14 protein-coding genes are annotated in these 15702 nt (G+C 72.5%); 12 read left to right on the top strand and 2 right to left on the bottom strand.

The genetic code is table 11. The features are described from left to right. Positions 1 to 140: 140 nt before the first annotated feature. Positions 141 to 1436 (bottom strand): acyl-CoA dehydrogenase family protein, encoded by a 1296-nt coding sequence (locus ACIA8X_RS00590; protein WP_393449319.1) that lies wholly within the window; start codon positions 1434 to 1436, stop codon positions 141 to 143. Positions 1437 to 1637: 201 nt separating this feature from the next. Here ACIA8X_RS00590 and ACIA8X_RS00585 point away from each other — a divergent pair, with 201 nt between their 5' ends. The 3 genes from ACIA8X_RS00585 to ACIA8X_RS00575 are packed head-to-tail and all read left to right on the top strand — an operon-like array spanning position 1638 to position 3638. Then, positions 1638 to 2483: an aromatase/cyclase gene (locus tag ACIA8X_RS00585; protein WP_393449316.1), complete on the top strand. Its 846-nt coding sequence runs from the start codon at positions 1638 to 1640 to the stop codon at positions 2481 to 2483. Then, a complete protein-coding gene (locus tag ACIA8X_RS00580) occupies positions 2480 to 3271 on the top strand; it encodes a cyclase family protein (protein WP_393449313.1) in 792 nt (263 codons plus the stop codon). The genes ACIA8X_RS00585 and ACIA8X_RS00580 overlap by 4 nt, the downstream gene beginning before the upstream one ends. After that, positions 3258 to 3638, top strand: a complete 381-nt coding sequence (locus ACIA8X_RS00575) for a lipocalin-like domain-containing protein (RefSeq protein WP_393449310.1) — start codon at positions 3258 to 3260, stop codon at positions 3636 to 3638. The genes ACIA8X_RS00580 and ACIA8X_RS00575 overlap by 14 nt, the downstream gene beginning before the upstream one ends. A 90-nt stretch (positions 3639 to 3728) precedes the next feature. Here the strand turns inward: ACIA8X_RS00575 and ACIA8X_RS00570 are convergent, their stop codons facing one another. Beyond that, on the bottom strand, positions 3729 to 5033 hold the full coding sequence (locus ACIA8X_RS00570) for a LuxR C-terminal-related transcriptional regulator (RefSeq protein ID WP_393449307.1): 1305 nt from the start codon (positions 5031 to 5033) through the stop codon (positions 3729 to 3731). Positions 5034 to 5373: 340 nt separating this feature from the next. Here ACIA8X_RS00570 and ACIA8X_RS00565 point away from each other — a divergent pair, with 340 nt between their 5' ends. The 9 genes from ACIA8X_RS00565 (at position 5374) to ACIA8X_RS00525 (ending at position 15665) form a co-directional block, all read left to right on the top strand. Beyond that, a complete protein-coding gene (locus ACIA8X_RS00565; RefSeq protein ID WP_393449304.1) occupies positions 5374 to 6642 on the top strand; it encodes a beta-ketoacyl-[acyl-carrier-protein] synthase family protein in 1269 nt (422 codons plus the stop codon). Beyond that, the gene (locus tag ACIA8X_RS00560; protein WP_399457465.1) at positions 6639 to 7868 is read left to right on the top strand and encodes a ketosynthase chain-length factor; all 1230 of its coding nucleotides are present in this window, start codon (positions 6639 to 6641) and stop codon (positions 7866 to 7868) included. The genes ACIA8X_RS00565 and ACIA8X_RS00560 overlap by 4 nt, the downstream gene beginning before the upstream one ends. Beyond that, the gene (locus ACIA8X_RS00555; protein ID WP_399457464.1) at positions 7861 to 8391 is read left to right on the top strand and encodes a flavin reductase family protein; all 531 of its coding nucleotides are present in this window, start codon (positions 7861 to 7863) and stop codon (positions 8389 to 8391) included. The genes ACIA8X_RS00560 and ACIA8X_RS00555 overlap by 8 nt, the downstream gene beginning before the upstream one ends. 36 nt (positions 8392 to 8427) lie before the next feature. Further along, positions 8428 to 10341 carry a flavin-containing monooxygenase gene (locus ACIA8X_RS00550; protein WP_399457463.1) on the top strand — a complete coding sequence of 638 codons (1914 nt, stop codon included), beginning with the start codon at positions 8428 to 8430 and terminating at the stop codon, positions 10339 to 10341. A 58-nt stretch (positions 10342 to 10399) separates the two neighbouring features. Next, positions 10400 to 11551: an acyl-CoA dehydrogenase family protein gene (locus tag ACIA8X_RS00545; RefSeq protein WP_399457462.1), complete on the top strand. Its 1152-nt coding sequence runs from the start codon at positions 10400 to 10402 to the stop codon at positions 11549 to 11551. Between the two features lie 31 nt (positions 11552 to 11582). Further along, on the top strand, positions 11583 to 12695 hold the full coding sequence (locus tag ACIA8X_RS00540) for a methyltransferase (RefSeq protein ID WP_399457461.1): 1113 nt from the start codon (positions 11583 to 11585) through the stop codon (positions 12693 to 12695). Then, the gene (locus ACIA8X_RS00535; RefSeq protein ID WP_393449286.1) at positions 12692 to 13126 is read left to right on the top strand and encodes a nuclear transport factor 2 family protein; all 435 of its coding nucleotides are present in this window, start codon (positions 12692 to 12694) and stop codon (positions 13124 to 13126) included. The genes ACIA8X_RS00540 and ACIA8X_RS00535 overlap by 4 nt, the downstream gene beginning before the upstream one ends. An 8-nt stretch (positions 13127 to 13134) precedes the next feature. Further along, on the top strand, positions 13135 to 14070 hold the full coding sequence (locus tag ACIA8X_RS00530) for an NADP-dependent oxidoreductase (RefSeq protein ID WP_393450035.1): 936 nt from the start codon (positions 13135 to 13137) through the stop codon (positions 14068 to 14070). Positions 14071 to 14288: 218 nt separating this feature from the next. Beyond that, a complete protein-coding gene (locus ACIA8X_RS00525) occupies positions 14289 to 15665 on the top strand; it encodes a Tat pathway signal sequence domain protein (protein ID WP_393449283.1) in 1377 nt (458 codons plus the stop codon). Positions 15666 to 15702 lie beyond the last annotated feature (37 nt).

Raw genomic sequence — 15702 nt, 5'->3', positions numbered from 1 at the left:
GGCCTTGTCCTCGAACGCTGGACGGGCTGAGATGTCGGGGTCGGCGTCCAGAGGCGGCCGCCCCCTCGAACGTCGGATGGGCTGAAGTGCCGGGCCGGCGTCCAATGGGTGCAACGGGTGCAACGTGTGCAACCCCTGGGTCACAGGCCCAGCGCCCGGTACGCATACGCCGTGGCCGCCGACTCGACCTGGAGGGCCTGGTGGCCGGACATCGAGTTGATGTCGCGCCAGAAGCGCTGTACCGGGTTGGTCGAGGACTGGCCGGTGGTGCCGACGCCGCGGAACAGGCGGTTGGCTACGGCGACCAGGGCGTCGGTGGCCATCGCGCAGTCCCGCCAGCCGCGCATCGTCTGCAGGGCGGTGAGGTGGGGGCCGTGCTCGTCCACCGTGCGGGCGGCCCGTTCCAGGAGGAGTTCGGCCGCGTCGATCTCGGTGGCGCTACGGGTCAGCGTCACGTCCCAGGAGACGCGGTTGAACGTCGGCATGCCGGGCAGCGCGGGGGCCGGATGGGCGGCGGCGGCGCGGATCTTGCGCTCGGCGTGCCGCCGCCAGGCCGTGAGCGCCCCCTTGGCGGCGCCCAGCGCCGGTACCGCGAACATCATGGTCGTCGCCTGCATCGGCACGGCGAGCCGCGGCGCGATGTCCGCGGCGCCGCGTCCGGTGAACAGGTCATCGCGGCTGACCGTGCGTCCGGCCGGGACGAACAGGTTCTTGACGATGACGGTGTGGCTGCCGGTCGCGGCCATGCCGACGTTGTGCCAAGTGTCCTCGGTGCGCCAGGCGTCCCGGGGCACCGCGAGGACGCGCGGCTCGGGCGGGCCCCCGGCGGCGCCCGGCACCTGGGCCGTGAGCAGGGCCCAGTCGGCGTGGTCGATCGCGCTGACGAAGGGCCAGGTGCCGGTCAGGCGGTAGCCGCCGGGCTCGGGGTGTGCGGTGCCGATCGGGGTCAGGGCGGCGACGAAGAAGGCGTCCGGGCCGTCCGCCCACACCTCGCGCCGGCCCTCCTCGGGCAGATGGGCCGCCATCCGGCCGACGTGCGCGGCCAGCGACACGCACCATGCCGTCGCGGCGCACCCCTCCCCGACCGCGCTCACGGCCCGCCCCAACTCAAGGAAGCTCCCCTCGTCACCGCCGTACGCGGTCGGTACGAGATGCCGGGCGAACCCGGCCGCGACCGCCGCCTTGACCACGTCCGGCGACAGCCGCCGCTCGGCCTCGGCGACCGCGGCGCCCTGCGCGGCCTCGACCGCGACGTCCCGGGCGGCCTCGGACAGCGGTGACCGGCTCTGCCCGGCCGCGGGGTCCCCTCCTGCGCTCGTGAACAGCGCCGAACGGCTCTCCCCGGCCGCCGCACCTCCCGGAGGTGCGGAAGCCGGTGCGTTGGCCGGTGCGGAAGTCGTCGTACGCGGTGGATTCTGACTCGGCGTCGGGGCCATCCTGGTTGCTCCTCGGCTCGGCTCGTCACGGTGGGTCGGCAGGCAGGGAGCCTCGCCGTCACCGCCCGGGGATCGCTTGTCCGGCGCTTGGGGGTGCCTGGCGCCGTGTGATCCGGCCCCCAGCGGTCTCCCAGCCGCCCGAGAGGCGCCGCCGGGACGCTGTCCCCCGTTGCCGCTTCCAGTGCGCCTCGGAGGAGACCCGTGATCATCCACACCCTCGTCTACCGGTTCGCGGACTCGGTCGACGAGCACCAACGTCAGCAGTTCTTCAGCGAGTTGGAGAAGCTCGCGCTCGGCTCGGGCCTCGTCACGCACTTCGGGTACGGACCGCACCACCGCCTGCCGGTGGACGACCACGCGCGGGGGATGACCGCGAACGCCGTCGCCCAGTTCGCGTGCCGCGACCTCGACGCGCTGCGGGCCTTCTCGGAACTCCCGCCCGTGCACGAGCACATCAGCGCCTGGCGGTCCCGGATCGAGTACGACGCCGCCTACGCCAACCACGACGAACTGCTCGGCCTCGCCGCGCCCGGACTCACGAAGGAGAGCCCCATGCACCACACCGAACACACCGTCACCGTCGACGCCCCGGTCGCCACCGTCTGGGACGTCCTGGTCGACGTCGAGGGCTACGCCCGCATCTTCCCGCCCACCCAGGACGTCACGATCCTGGAGGAGTCGGCCAAGCACCAGATCGCCCGGCTCGTCGTCGACGTCAACGGCGAGGTGCAGTCGTGGATCTCGCGGCGCGACATCGACGCCGACCGCCACGTCATCGCCTACCGGCAGCTGGAGAACGCCCCGATGATGGGCTACATGGGCGGCGAGTGGCGGGCGCTGTCCATCGACGAGCACACCACCCAGCTGGTCCTCACGCACGACTTCAAGCCGCGCGACCCCGACGCGGACGGCCTGGTCGCCGGGAAGTTCACCTACGACAAGGCCGACGAGATGATCAAGGCGGCGGTGGAGCGCAACAGCGTGGCCGACCTCGGCGCGGTCAAGGAGGAGGCCGAGAAGCTCGTCGGCGAGGGCTCGGCGGCGTGACGCGCATCGTCGACCTGAGCGTGGTCACCCGGCACACGCCGAGCGAGGCGACGCCGGTCACCGTGGAGCTCCTGGACCACCGCACCGGCGCCACCGTGCTCGGGCTGACGCCGGAGGACTTCCCGGACGGGATGGCGATCTCCAACGAGACGGTGACGCTGACCACCCACACGGGCACCCACATGGACGCGCCGCTGCACTACGGGCCGTTCAGCGGCGGCAAACCCGCCAAGAGCATCGACCAGGTCCCGCTGGAGTGGTGCCTGGGGCCGGGCGTACGGCTGGACGTACGGCATGTGCCGCCCGGTGAGGGCATCACCGTCGACCATCTGCGCGGGGCGCTGCGGGAGGCCGGCCACGAGCTGCGGGCCGGTGACATCGTGATGCTGTGGACCGGCGCCGACGAACTGTGGGGCTCCGCGGAGTACCTGACGAAGTATCCGGGGCTCAGTGGGGAGGGCACGCGGTTCCTGGTGGAGGCCGGGGTCCGGGTCATCGGCATCGACGCGTGGGGCCTCGACCGGCCCATGCGGTCGATGATCGAGGACTACCGCAGGACGGGCGACCAGGGCGCGCTGTGGCCCGCCCACGTGTACGGGCGCACCCGGGAGTACCTCCAGCTGGAGAAGCTCGCGGGCCTCGCGACGCTGCCCGCGGCGACGGGCTTCACGGTGGTGTGCTTCCCGGTGGCGGTCGAGGGCGCCGGCGCGGGCTGGACCCGGGTGGTGGCGCTCCTGGAGGAACCGGCGGAACCGTCGGAAGCGGGCGGCCGCGGTGCGGGCCGATGACCTGATCGGGGTGTGGCGGCTGGTGTCGTTCGAGGAACTGGACGACACCGGCGCCACCTCCCGGGGGCCACTGGGCGCCGAGCCAAGCGGCCGGCTCATCTACACCCGGGACGGCCACGTCTCGGTGAACATGATGCGCGGCACGGACCCCGGCCCCGTCCCGTACATGGGCTACGCCGGAACCTGGCGCTTGAACGGCTCCCAGGTCGTCCACCGCATCGAGGTCACTCCCCGCCCCGACTGGATCAACACCGAACAGACCCGGGAAGCAACCCTGGAGAACGACCACCTGACCCTGCACGCCCGCACCCGTATCGGGGGTGCGGAACGCCGCCGGGTCCTGGTCTGGCGCAGGGACCGGGGGTAGGGCGCTGCCCCCCGGGAGATCTGGGTGCCACATGCGTGAAGGCCGCGACCCCGGGACGACGGTCGCGGCCTTCACACCCTGCTCCTGCTCTTACGACGTCAACGCCAGCGACGCCGGGAACCCCGCCGCCAGGGCCAGCGCAGCGGCCTCGCCCCGTGAGTTGACGCCCAGCTTCTTCAGGATCTTCGCCACGTGGAACTTCACCGTGTGCTCGCTGATCCGCAGCCGCTCGGCGATGGCTCGGTTGCGGTGGCCCTGGACGAGCTGTTCCAGGACGTCCAGCTCACGCGGGTTGAGGTCGGCCAGTGGGTTGTTGCGCCGGCGCTCTGGTGCGCTCAGCGGTAGCCGTACGGTGACGATCGTGCCCCAGCCGGCCACGGCGTCGACGTGCACGGCACCGCTGACGGCGGCCGCCCGGTCGGCCAGCCGGTGCACGGCGAGCGCGTCGCCGGCCAGGGCGCCCGGGCCGTCGTCGCGGATGATGGTGCGCAGCTCGCCGTCCTCGACGTGCCAGCTGACCCGGATCCGGCTGACACCGCCCTGCTCCAGCATGGTCAGCGCGGTGCCGCGGGCCGTCGTCCGCGCCGTCTGCGCGATCACCGGGGGGATGACCCGCTGCGCCGCCTCGCCGGTGGGCCCGCAGAACTCCAGCTCCACGTTGCCGTAGCGGGACAGCAGTCCGAGCATGTCGGTGAGCCGTCCGAACGCCTCCTGGGCGGTCTCCTCACCCGGCAGCCGCTCGCCCTCGCCGAGGGAGCGCAGCTCGATCAGCGAGGACACCGCCAGGTCGACGGCCGTGCGCCGCGCGGCGGCGTCGTCGAGGCTGCGGTTGCGCAGCAGGCCGAGCAGCGTGGTGAGCGTCGCGGCGTGGGAGTCCGTCAGATCGGCTGTGATCCGGGCCCGTTCGCCGCTCGCCATCCAGGGAGCCGCCTGGTTCACGGGGACGGCGCTGGGCCACAGGGCGATGATCCGCAGCGTGGCCAGGTCCCACAACTGCTGTACCAGTGACTGCACATGGGGCTCCGGCGCGGCGTCCTTGGTCGGGAGGAGGGCCAACAGGGCGCCCGCCGATCCGGGGGGTGCGGAGGCCACCGCGAGGACCGGACGCGGCGCGCCCGCCAGCGGGACCCGGTCGAACCGGGGCCGGCCGATGTCGACATGGGTGGCGAGCTGGGCCATCTCGGCCGTGGTGACCGCCTCGGTCAGTTCGGCGTCTCCATGGCTCCAGGTCGCCGACTTGGGGCAGTCGCCGGTCAGCATGACCACGGCGTGGTGCGGCACGAGGTCGGTCAGTGCGTCGGACAGGGTGGACAGTACCTGCTTGAGGGGTGCCTGCATCAGCGCCGCCGCCACGGTCAGGGCACGCTGCGGGTCCCCCCAGTCCCGAAATGCCATGTTCTTCATGCTACGGGCCACGGGCTCGCCCCGCACTGGCCAACCGGCCGGTCGCCACTAGCCGTTCGGGTAGTCCGTCCGGAAACCCGCGCGGAACTCCAACCCGCGCGGAACTCCAACCCTGCGCGGAACTCCAACCCGCGCGGCACTCCGTCCCGCCGGGCCGGTCCGGGCCGTCCTCCCACCATCCTCCCAGCGCCTTCCCAGCGGTCCGTAGGGCCGCATCGGCCATCGTCGGCACGGACGGCGCACGGCACACCGCCGTACGCGCACAGCTTCGGCGCAAAGGGGGCCACAGGGTGAGCGAGTCAGCAGCAGCTCGGACGACGGGTGGGACGCGATGACCCGCCGAGCGGTGATCACCGGCATGGGGGTGCGCACTCCCGGCGCGAACGGCGTGAAGGCCTTCTGGGAACTGCTGACCTCCGGACGCAGCGCCATCCGCCGCATCTCCTTCTTCGATCCCTCGCCGTACCGGTCGCAGATCGCCGGCGAGGCCGACTTCGACCCGGTACTGGAGGGCCTGACCCCGCTGGAGATACGGCGGATGGACCGCGCCTCCCAGTTCGCCGTGGTCTGCGCGCGGGACGCGGTCGCGGACAGCGGGCTCGGCTTCGAGCAGCTGGAACCGGGCCGGATCGGGGTGAGCCTGGGCAGCGCGGTGGCGGCGGCGACCAGCCTGGAGCAGGAGTATCTGGTGCTGTCGGACAGTGGTCGTGACTGGCTGATGGACCCCGGCAACCTTTCACCGCACATGTTCGACTACCTGGTGCCGAGTGTGATGCCCGCCGAGGTGGCCTGGACGGTCGGCGCGGAGGGGCCGGTGGCGATGGTCTCCAACGGCTGCACCTCCGGTATCGACTCCGTCGGCCACGCCTGCCGCCTCATCGAGGAGGGCAGCGCGGACGTCATGCTCGCCGGCGCCTGCGACACCCCCATCACGCCGATCGTCGTGGCCTGCTTCGACGCCATCAAGGCGACCACCCCGCGCAACGGCGAACCCGAGCGGGCCTCGCGCCCCTTCGACCGCAGCCGTAACGGCTTCGTCCTCGCCGAGGGCGCCGCGATGTTCGTGGTCGAGGAGTACGAGCACGCGGTGCGCCGTGACGCGCACATCTACGCCGAGATCACCGGCTACGCCACGCGCTGCAACGCGTACCACATGACGGGTCTGAAGACGGACGGCCGCGAGATGGCCGAGGCGATCCGCTCGGCGCTGGACGAGGCGCGCACCGACGCCACGGACATCGACTACATCAACGCCCACGGCTCCGGCACCAAGCAGAACGACCGCCACGAGACCGCCGCGTACAAGCGCAGCCTGGGCGAGCACGCCCGGCGCACACCGGTCAGCTCCATCAAGTCGATGGTGGGCCACTCGCTGGGCGCGATCGGCTCGATCGAGATCGCCGCGTCCGCGCTGGCCATCGGCAACGGCGTGGTCCCGCCGACGGCCAATCTGCACGAGCCGGACCCCGAGTGCGACCTGGACTACGTGCCCCTGGCCGCGCGCGAGCGGCGGCTGCGCAACGTCCTGACCGTCGGCAGTGGCTTCGGCGGTTTCCAGAGCGCCATGGTGCTGCGCCACGTACCCGGAGGTGCCGCATGAGCGTCCTCGTCACCGGCGTCGGCCTGATCGCCCCCAACGGCACCGGCCCGCAGCCGTACTGGACGGCCACCCTGGAGGGCCGCAGCGGCATCGGCGTCCTCAGCCGCTTCGACGTCTCCCGCTATCCGGTGCGGCTGGCCGGCGAGATCCGTGACTTCGACGCGGCCGCCCACCTGCCCGGCAGGCTGCTTCCGCAGACCGACGTCTCCACCCGGTACGCGCTGGTGGCGGCCGACCGGGCGCTCGCCGACGCGGCGATCGAGCCGGGCGCCTACGCCGACTACGACATGGGCGTGGTCACCGGAAACGGGCAGGGCGGCTTCGAGTTCACCCACCGCGAGTTCCACAAGCTGTGGTCGCGGGGACCGGAGAAGGTGAGCGTGTACGAGTCGTTCGCCTGGTTCTACGCGGTGAACACCGGCCAGATCTCCATCCGCAACCAACTGCGCGGCCCCAGCAGCGCCCTGGTCACCGAGCAGGCCGGCGGTCTGGACGCGATCGGGCACGCCCGGCGTACGGTCCGGCGCGGCACGCCGATGGTGGTGACCGGCGGCGTCGACTCGGCGTTCGACCCGTGGGGCTGGGTGTCGCAGATCTCCGGCGGCCGGCTCACCACGTCCGACGACCCGGCCCGCGCGTACCTGCCGTTCGGCAGCGACGCGAGCGGCCATGTGCCCGGCGAGGGCGGCGCGATCCTCATCCTGGAGGACGCGGCCACGGCGGCCGAGCGCGGCGCCCCTCATGTGTACGGCGAGATCGCCGGGTACGCGAGCACCTTCGACCCGGCCCCGGGCACCGGCCGCCCGCCCGGTCTGCGCCGGGCCGCCGAACTCGCCCTGGACGACGCCGGGTTGACGCCCGCCGACATCGACGTGGTGTTCGCCGACGCGGCCGGCACCCCCGACCTCGACCGCACCGAGGCCGAGGCGATCAGCGCCCTGTTCGGCCCGCACGGGATACCGGTGACCGCGCCGAAGGCCCTCACCGGCCGACTGTGCTCCGGCGGCGGCCCACTGGACGTGGTGACGGCGCTGCTCGCCGTACGCGAGGGCGTGATCCCGCCGACGTACGGCACGGACGGGGTCCCCGAGGAGTACGGCATCGACCTGGTACGCGGCGCGCCTCGGGAGACCCCGGTGCGCGCGGCACTGGTGCTGGCCCGCGGCAGGTGGGGCTTCAACTCGGCGGTCGTGGTGCGGGGCGCGGGAGGTGGGCGCGATGACTGACGGGTTCGGGCAGGTGAGCACGGAGGCCGACCGGTTCGAGGAGGTCGTCGCGATCACCGACGGCTTCAAGGAGGTCATGGCCCGGTTCCCGACCGGCGTCGCCGTCGCCACCGTGTGCGACGAGCGTGGGATGCCGCACGGGCTGACCGTCAGTTCCTTCTGCTCGGTCTCTCTCGATCCGCCGCTGGTGCTGCTGTGTGTGGCGAAGTCGGCGCGCAGCTTCCCGGCGTTCGCTCGGGCCGCGGAGTTCGCGGTGAGCGTGTTGCGTGAGCATCACACCGAGCTGGCCAAGCGGTTCGCGACCTCCGACGAGGAGAAGTTCCGGCGCGGGGGGCTGGTGCGCACGCCCCGCGGTGGGCTGGTCGTCGACGACGCCCTGGCCGTCGTGGAGTGCCTGGTGGACCAGCTGCACGATGCGGGCGACCACGTGATCGTCGTCGGCAAGGTCGTCGACACCCGGACCACCGAGCCCGGCGCCCCGGCGGTCTACTTCAACCGCCGCTTCGCCGCGCTGAGTTCATGACCTCTCCGCACCCCTCTGCCTTCGAAGGTGACGCACATGGCGTTCAGCAGGCCGCTGCGGCCGATTCCCGACGACGAGACCCTGCGCCGCGAACTCGCGGGCGCGGAGCTTCCCGCCCTGTTGATGACGGTCGCCCATCTGACCGGGGACGCCTCGGTGCTCCGCGACGACCTGCGCGCGCCGGGCTGGCTGTTCCAGCCGCAGGGCGGCCTCACCGCCGTACAGCAGGAGGAGGCCCGCCGTATCGCCCTGGCCGCGCTGGCGCGGTGGCGGGCCGAAGGGCGGGCGCCCGAGCCGCCCGCCCCGGAGCTGCTGCGGGCGATCACCACCTGGGCCATGGGATCCGACACCGGTGACCTGCTGGACCTGCTCGCCGAGGAGATCGCCCTGCCGGAGGACGACCCCAAGGCGCCCGACTGGACGCTTCAGGAGCTGAGCCCCGGCGCCGACTTCGACGTGGCGGTGATCGGCGCCGGGTTCAGCGGGCTGCTGGCCGCCCACCGGCTCGCCCAGGCCGGGGTGCCGGTCACGGTGTACGAGAAGAACGAGGACGTCGGCGGGACCTGGTTCGAGAACACCTACCCGGGCTGCCGTACCGATGTGGCCAGCCACCTCTACAACTACTCGTTCGCGCCGAGCGCCGACTGGCCGGACCACTTCTGCCGCAGCGAGACGGTCCTGGAGTATCTGCGGGAGTTCGCCAAGGAGTCCGGCGTGGCCGAGCGCGTCCGGTTCGGCACCGAGGTGCGCGAGCTGCGCTGGGACGACGCCGAACGGCGCTGGCACGTCACCCTGCGCGGCCCCGACGGTGTCACCCGCACGATGACCCACCGGGCCGTGATCACCGCGGTCGGCCAGCTCAACCGCCCGGCCCTGCCCGCCGTGGAGGGGCTCGGCAGCTTCACCGGACCCGCCTTCCACTCCGCGGCCTGGGACCACTCGGTGGACCTGGCCGGCAAGCGGGTCGCCGTGGTCGGCACGGGCGCGAGTGCCTACCAGCTCGTGCCCGAACTCGCCGGTGTTGCCTCGGAGTTGATCCTCTTCCAGCGCAACCCGCCGTGGCTGCGGCCCACCCCGCACTACCACGACCCCGTGCCCGACAGCGCGGCCTGGCTGTTCGAGCATGTGCCGTACTACACCCAGTGGTACCGCTTCTGGCTGTTCGCGCCCGGTCTGCGGGGCATCCTCGACGGCTGGATCGTCGACCACGACCACCCGCCCACCGAGCGCGCGATCTCCGCCCTGAACGAACAGCTCCGCGCCGCCCTGCTGCAGTCCATGGAGGCCCAGCTCACCGACGCGCCCGAGCTGCGGGACAAGGTCATCCCCGCCTACCCGGTCGGCGCCAAGCGGGTGCTGCGGGACAACGGCGTCTGGCTCGCGACCCTGAAGCGCGACGACGTGACGCTGGTGACCGCCCCCGTGACGCGGGAGACCCCGCACGGACTGGTCGCGGACGGCGAGGAGTTCGCGGTCGACGCCATCGTGTACGCCACCGGCTTCGAGGCCTCCCGCTTCCTCACCCCGATGAAGGTGACCGGGGAGAACGGCCTCGACCTGCACACCCACTGGGCCGGGGCGCCCCGCGCCCACCTCGGCATCAGCGTGCCCCACTTCCCCAACCTGTTCTGCCTGTACGGGCCCAACACCAACCTCGTCGGACAGGGCGGCAGCATCGTCTACTTCTCCGAGTGCGCCACCCGGTACGTCGTCGACGTGATCCGGCTGCTGCTGGCGCGCGGCGCGGACGCGGCCCAGGTCCGCGAGGATGTCCACGACGACTACAACGCCTGGGTCGACGCGGCGAGCGCCGACCGGGCCTGGGTCTGGTCGCAGGTGAGCGGCTGGTACAAGGACGGCGGCCGTTCCGCCACCAACTGGCCCTTCTCCGCCGTCGAGTACTGGACCCGCACCCGTCGCGCGGACCCCGACGACCTCCATGTCATCTGACCTGTCAGACATGCCATCCGACGCCGCTGGGCGTCCCTGCGAATCGAGGACCAGCCCCATGGTGGACACCACGCCCGGCCGGCTGACCGAGGCCGCCCGGCGGATCGCGGACACGGCCGCCGGCCTCGCCCCGGCCATGACCGAACGGCGGCGGATCGACGCCGACCTGGTGAAGGCGATGCGCGAGGCCGGCTTCATGCGGCACTTCGTGCCCACCCGCTACGGCGGCGCCGCCGGCACCTTCACGGACCTGCTGGACGCGGTGACGACCCTGGGCGAGGCGTGCCCGGCGACCGCGTGGTGCGCCTCGCTGTTCGCGAGCACGCCCCGGTTCGTGCCGTGCTTTCCCGAGGCCGGACAGCGGGAGTTCTGGGCCGAGGGGCCGGACACCGCGTTCGTCTGCTCGGTGCTGCCGTTCGGCGAGGCGACGCAGGCCTCCGGCACTTCGGGGCTGCGGGTCAGTGGCCGGTGGCCGTACATGAGCGCCGTCGAGTACGCGGACTGGGTCGTCGTCTGCGCCAGGCTGCCCGGGGCGGACGGACCGCGGCTGAAGCTGGTCGCGGTCCCCGTGTCGGCGGTCTCGGTCGAGGACACCTGGGACACCGTGGGCATGCGGGCCACCGGCAGCAACACCGTGGTCCTGGACGACGTCCTCGTACCCGCCGCCCGGGTCGTCGACCGGGACGCGGTGTTCGGCGGGCGCCCGGTCGACAGTCCCGACACGCCCATCGCCCCGCTGGCCGCCGTCAACGGCCTGACGTTCGTCGTGCCCGCCCTCGGCGCGGCCCAGGGCGCGCTGGCCGAGCTCGCCCGCTACCTGGGCGGCAAGCTGACGAACGTGTCTGCCACGCCGGGCGTGCCCGGACCGGGCGGCACTCTGGCCAGCCACGAGATGACCCTGGCCCGCTCGGCCGCCGAGATCGACAGCGCCCGCCTGCTGCTCACCCGCATCGCCGAACTGGCCGACGCCCAGGGGCCGTTCACCCCGCAGGCGGTGGCGCGAAACGCACGGGACAGCGCCTTCGCCGTCGACCTGCTGGTCACCGCCGTCAACCGGATCTTCCGCGGCGCGGGCACCGGCGGGCAGGCGGCCCACGGCCCGCTGGAGCGGTTCTGGCACGACGTCAACGCGGTCGCCACCCACCAGGCCCTCCAGTTCGAGCCCGCCGCCCACCACTACGCGCGCGCCCTGCTCACCACTGACGCCTGATCCATCAAGGAGTACGAAAAGGAGTACGAACATGACGAGCCCGCCGCTGGACACCACCACCCCGCTGGACACCACCACCCCGCTGGACACCACCACCCCGGTGGACCCGACCACCCCCCTGGACCCCACCACCCCGTCCGCCGAACGGATCATGGAGACGGCGCTGGCCTTCGAGGCGTCGAAGACCCTGCTGAGCGCCGTCGAGATCGGCGTCTTCACCGAACTGGCCCGCAGGCCCGCCGACGTGGTCGAGCTGCGCGACAGGCTCGGTCTGCACCCGCGCGGCGCCCGGGACTTCTTCGACGCGCTGGTCGCCCTCGGCTTCCTGCGCCGCGAGGACGGCGTCTACCACAACACCCCCGAGACCGACGCCCACCTGGACCGGGCCAAGCCCGGCTACGGGACCGTCGCCCCGCTGCTGGAGATGGCCAACTCCCGGCTGTTCGGCATCTGGAACCACCTGACGGACGTGCTGCGCACCGGCCTCTCCCAGGACGAGTCGAAGGACTCCGGCACGGACACCTACGACGCGCTGTACGCCGACCCGGCCCGGCTGAAGCAGTTCCTCGCGTCCATGACCGGCATCAGCCACCGCGCCAACCTGCGCATCGCCCGGCAGGTGCCCTGGGAGGACTACTCCACGGTCGCCGACATGGGCACCGCCCAGGGCGACCTGGTCGCGCAGGTGCTGCTCGCCAACCCGCACCTGACCGGCACCGGCTTCGACCTGCCCGAGGCGGAGCCGGTGTTCACGGAGTACGCCGAACGCCACGGTCTGGGCGAGCGCCTCCGCTTCACCGGCGGGGACTTCTTCACCGACCCCTTCCCCAAGGCCGACGTGCTCACCTTCGGCCACATCCTGCACAACTGGGACCTGGACCGGAAGAAGCTCCTGCTGCGCAGGGCATGGGAGGCGCTGCCCGCGGGCGGTGCGGTGGTCGTGTACGACACCCTCATCGACGACGAGCGCTCCGAGAACGCGTTCGCGCTGCTGATGAGCCTGAACATGCTGGCGGTCACGGACGGCGGCTTCGGCTACACCGGCGCCGAGTGCCAGGAGTGGATGCGGGAGGCCGGATTCGCCCGCGCCTGGACGGAACACCTCGTGGGACCCGACTCGATCGTGGTAGGAGTCAGGGAATGACCTCCGCGCAGGCACAGCAGGCTCAGCAGGCACAGCTGAAGGCCAACAAGGAACTCGTCGCCGAGTACATCCGGCTGTTCTACAACGAGAAGGACTTCGACCGGGCCCGGGAACTGCTCACCGAGGGCTTCGTCAACCACCACCACGGCGTCGGGGCCGGCCGGGACCGCACCGTGGAGACGTTCTCGGCGGCCGCCTCCGTGATGCCCGAGTTCTCGCTGACCGTGCGGCGCGTCGTGGCCGAGGACGACCAGGTGTGGACCCAGAGCGTGGCCAGGGCGGCGCCCGGCGCGCACCCGTCGGTGGTCGTCGACATCTGGCGGATCGAGGACGGCCGGCTGGCCGAGCACTGGGACGTCGGGCAGGCCGTGCCGGACGGCTCGACCCTCGACGAGATGATCGAGGACGCGGCGGCCGGGGACGCCGGATGAGCGAGCTCATGCAGGCCGTCACCCAGCACGCCTTCGGCGGCCCGGACGTCCTGGAACCGGCCGAGGTGCTCCGGCCCCGCCCCGGCCTGAACGAGGTGCTGGTCCGCGTCCACGCGGCCGGCGTGAACCCGATCGACGCCCTCGTCCGCTCGGGCGCGCTGCCCCTGCTCGGCACCCCGCCCTTCACCGTCGGCTGGGACATCTCCGGTGTCGTGGTGGAGACGGCCCCGGGCGTGACCCGGTTCGCCGTCGGGGACGAGGTGTACGGCATGCCGTACATCCCGCGTGCTGCGGCCGCCTACGCCGAGTACGCCGTCGCTCCCTCCCGGCAACTCGCCCGCAAACCGTCGACCGTGGGCCACCGCACGGCGGCCGCACTGCCGCTCGCCGGGCTGACCGCGTGGCAGGCGCTGGTCGACACCGGGCTGGTCGGCACCGGCACCCGGGTGCTGGTGCACGGCGGGGCCGGCGGCGTCGGTCATTTCGCGGTGCAGATCGCCAAGGCCCGGGGCGCCGAGGTGATCGCGACGGCGAGCACCGCGAAGGCGGACTTCGTCCGGGAGCTCGGCGTCGACCACGTGATCGACTACCGCACGCGGGACTTCACCGAGGAGGTCAAGGACGTCGACGTGGTCCTGGACGGCGTCGGCGGCGAGACCGCCGAACGCTCCCTGGACGTCCTGCGGCCGGGCGGCACGCTGGTGACCATCGTCGAGATGCGCAACGAGGACCTCGCCGGTCGGGCGAAGGCGCGCGGCCTCTCCTTCCACGGCGTGACCGCAGAACCGGACCACATGGGCCTGACGGCCCTGGCCGACCTCGTCGACGCCGGCCTGCTGCACCCGCACATCGCCCACGCACTGCCGCTGTCCCGAGCGGCCGAGGCCCACCGGCTGCTGGAGGCGGGCACGCTGCCGGGGAAGGTGGTGCTGAGGACGGCCTGAGGTGCTGAGCGCGGCCCACCGGGGTGGTGGCTGCGCTCAGTCGGGCACCTCGCTACGCCGCCCCCTCTACGGCACCTCACTACACCCCCCTCTACGGCGCCCCTCCGGGCCCACCCGCCAACTACTCCCCGCCTCAAGAACGTTGACCCACCCCACCCACACCACCAGAATGAGCCCGCACCCGTGAGAGCGCTCTCAAGGTTCGGTGAGGGAGACCCATGACCGGCATGACCGACAGGCAAGGCCCGGCGTTCAGCCGGCGCACACTCATCGGGGCCGGTCTCGGCGCCGCAGTGCTCACCGCGGCCGGAGCGGGCGCGGCACACGCCGGAGGGGTGTCCGCCCAACGCCGTGCCCACACCTTCCTGGCCGCCGCCATGGACGCCTACCCGGACCACGGCACCATCCGCCTCACCCAGAGCTACACCGACCAGGCCGGCCTCTTCAGCACCGCCTTCACCTACGACAACGCCCTCGCGATCCTCGCCCACCTCGCCGTCCGGAGCGTGGACGGGCGAACCCGGGCCGTCGTGCTCGGGGACGCGTTGCTGTACGCGCAGCAGCACGACCCGGCCCATGACGACGGTCGGCTTCGGCAGGCCTACAACGTCGGGCCGTACACCTTCTACGACGGCTCGTCGCAGCCGGACGGGTTCGTGCGGGCCGACGGCAGCGCCAACGTCGGCACGCAGTTCGGGTTCACGGGGACGGCCGTCGGGGACATGGCCTGGGCCGGGATCGCGCTCAGTGCGCTGGCCCGGCGGACGGGCGAGCGGCGGTTCCTCGACGGTGCCGTGCGGATCGGGGAGTGGATCGAGCGCAACGGGCGTACCGACGAACCCCTCGGGGGGTACAAGTTCGGCGTCAACGGGGCGAACGAGAAGCTTCCCTTCACCTCCACCGAGCACAACACCGACCTTGTCTGTCTGTTCGGGCGGCTCGCCCGGCTCACGGGGGACCGGGTGTGGCTGGAGCGGCGTGCTCGGGCCCGCGCATTCGTCGAGGGGATGTGGGAGGCGGACGGCGGCTTCTTCTACACCGGGACCAATGACGGGATCAGCATCAACACCTCCCCCATCCCCGAGGACACCCAGACCTGGACCCACCTCGCCCTCGACTCCCGCGCGCACGCCGCGTCGCTGGACTGGGCCGTGCGCGAGCTGGCCGTCCTCGACCACGCCGGGCGGCGCAACAGCACGGTGCCGGCGGGGCAGTCGTACGAAGGTGTCACCTTCAGCTCCGCCAGTCTCCTCGCGAACGAGGACGCCCCGATCGCCGACTCCCAGCCCAGGCCCGACCGCAACGGCGTGTGGTTCGAGGGCACCGCTCATCTCGCGCTCGCCCTGCGGGAACGGCAGGGGCGGGGGGACGAGGCGCGGGCCCGGCGGCTGGTCGAGTCCATCGAGCGGGCTCAGGATCTGCTCGGGGCGGAACAGAGCGTGGGAGGACGGGAGTTGCCCGGACGGTCCGGGGTCGTGGCGGCGAGCAGTCCGCTCGACACGGGGTTCGGGTTCGGCTATTACCCGTATCGGCATACGGGGGCGACCGCCTGGTACGTGATGGCGGCCGCGCGCTTCAACCCGTTGCGGGTCTGAACCGGCGGTCGCCCGCAAGCGCCGCCGTCACGGCTCT

Origin of the sequence: Streptomyces sp. NPDC051738, from assembly GCF_044453205.1 — a bacterium.
GTDB lineage: Bacteria > Actinomycetota > Actinomycetes > Streptomycetales > Streptomycetaceae > Streptomyces.
Note: the sequence above shows the minus strand (reverse complement) of the source record. Positions and strands in the feature narration are given on the sequence as shown.

Excerpts from the sequence above, each read along its gene's own strand:
- ACIA8X_RS00590 (WP_393449319.1), bottom strand. The coding sequence starts at position 1,436 with ATGGCCCCGACGCCGAGTCAGAATCCACCGCGTACGACGACTTCCGCA.
- ACIA8X_RS00570 (WP_393449307.1), bottom strand. The coding sequence starts at position 5,033 with ATGGCATTTCGGGACTGGGGGGACCCGCAGCGTGCCCTGACCGTGGCG.
- ACIA8X_RS00565 (WP_393449304.1), top strand. The coding sequence starts at position 5,374 with ATGACCCGCCGAGCGGTGATCACCGGCATGGGGGTGCGCACTCCCGGC.
- ACIA8X_RS00560 (WP_399457465.1), top strand. The coding sequence starts at position 6,639 with ATGAGCGTCCTCGTCACCGGCGTCGGCCTGATCGCCCCCAACGGCACC.
- ACIA8X_RS00555 (WP_399457464.1), top strand. The coding sequence starts at position 7,861 with ATGACTGACGGGTTCGGGCAGGTGAGCACGGAGGCCGACCGGTTCGAG.
- ACIA8X_RS00550 (WP_399457463.1), top strand. The coding sequence starts at position 8,428 with ATGGCGTTCAGCAGGCCGCTGCGGCCGATTCCCGACGACGAGACCCTG.
- ACIA8X_RS00545 (WP_399457462.1), top strand. The coding sequence starts at position 10,400 with ATGGTGGACACCACGCCCGGCCGGCTGACCGAGGCCGCCCGGCGGATC.
- ACIA8X_RS00540 (WP_399457461.1), top strand. The coding sequence starts at position 11,583 with ATGACGAGCCCGCCGCTGGACACCACCACCCCGCTGGACACCACCACC.
- ACIA8X_RS00535 (WP_393449286.1), top strand. The coding sequence starts at position 12,692 with ATGACCTCCGCGCAGGCACAGCAGGCTCAGCAGGCACAGCTGAAGGCC.
- ACIA8X_RS00530 (WP_393450035.1), top strand. The coding sequence starts at position 13,135 with ATGCAGGCCGTCACCCAGCACGCCTTCGGCGGCCCGGACGTCCTGGAA.
- ACIA8X_RS00525 (WP_393449283.1), top strand. The coding sequence starts at position 14,289 with ATGACCGGCATGACCGACAGGCAAGGCCCGGCGTTCAGCCGGCGCACA.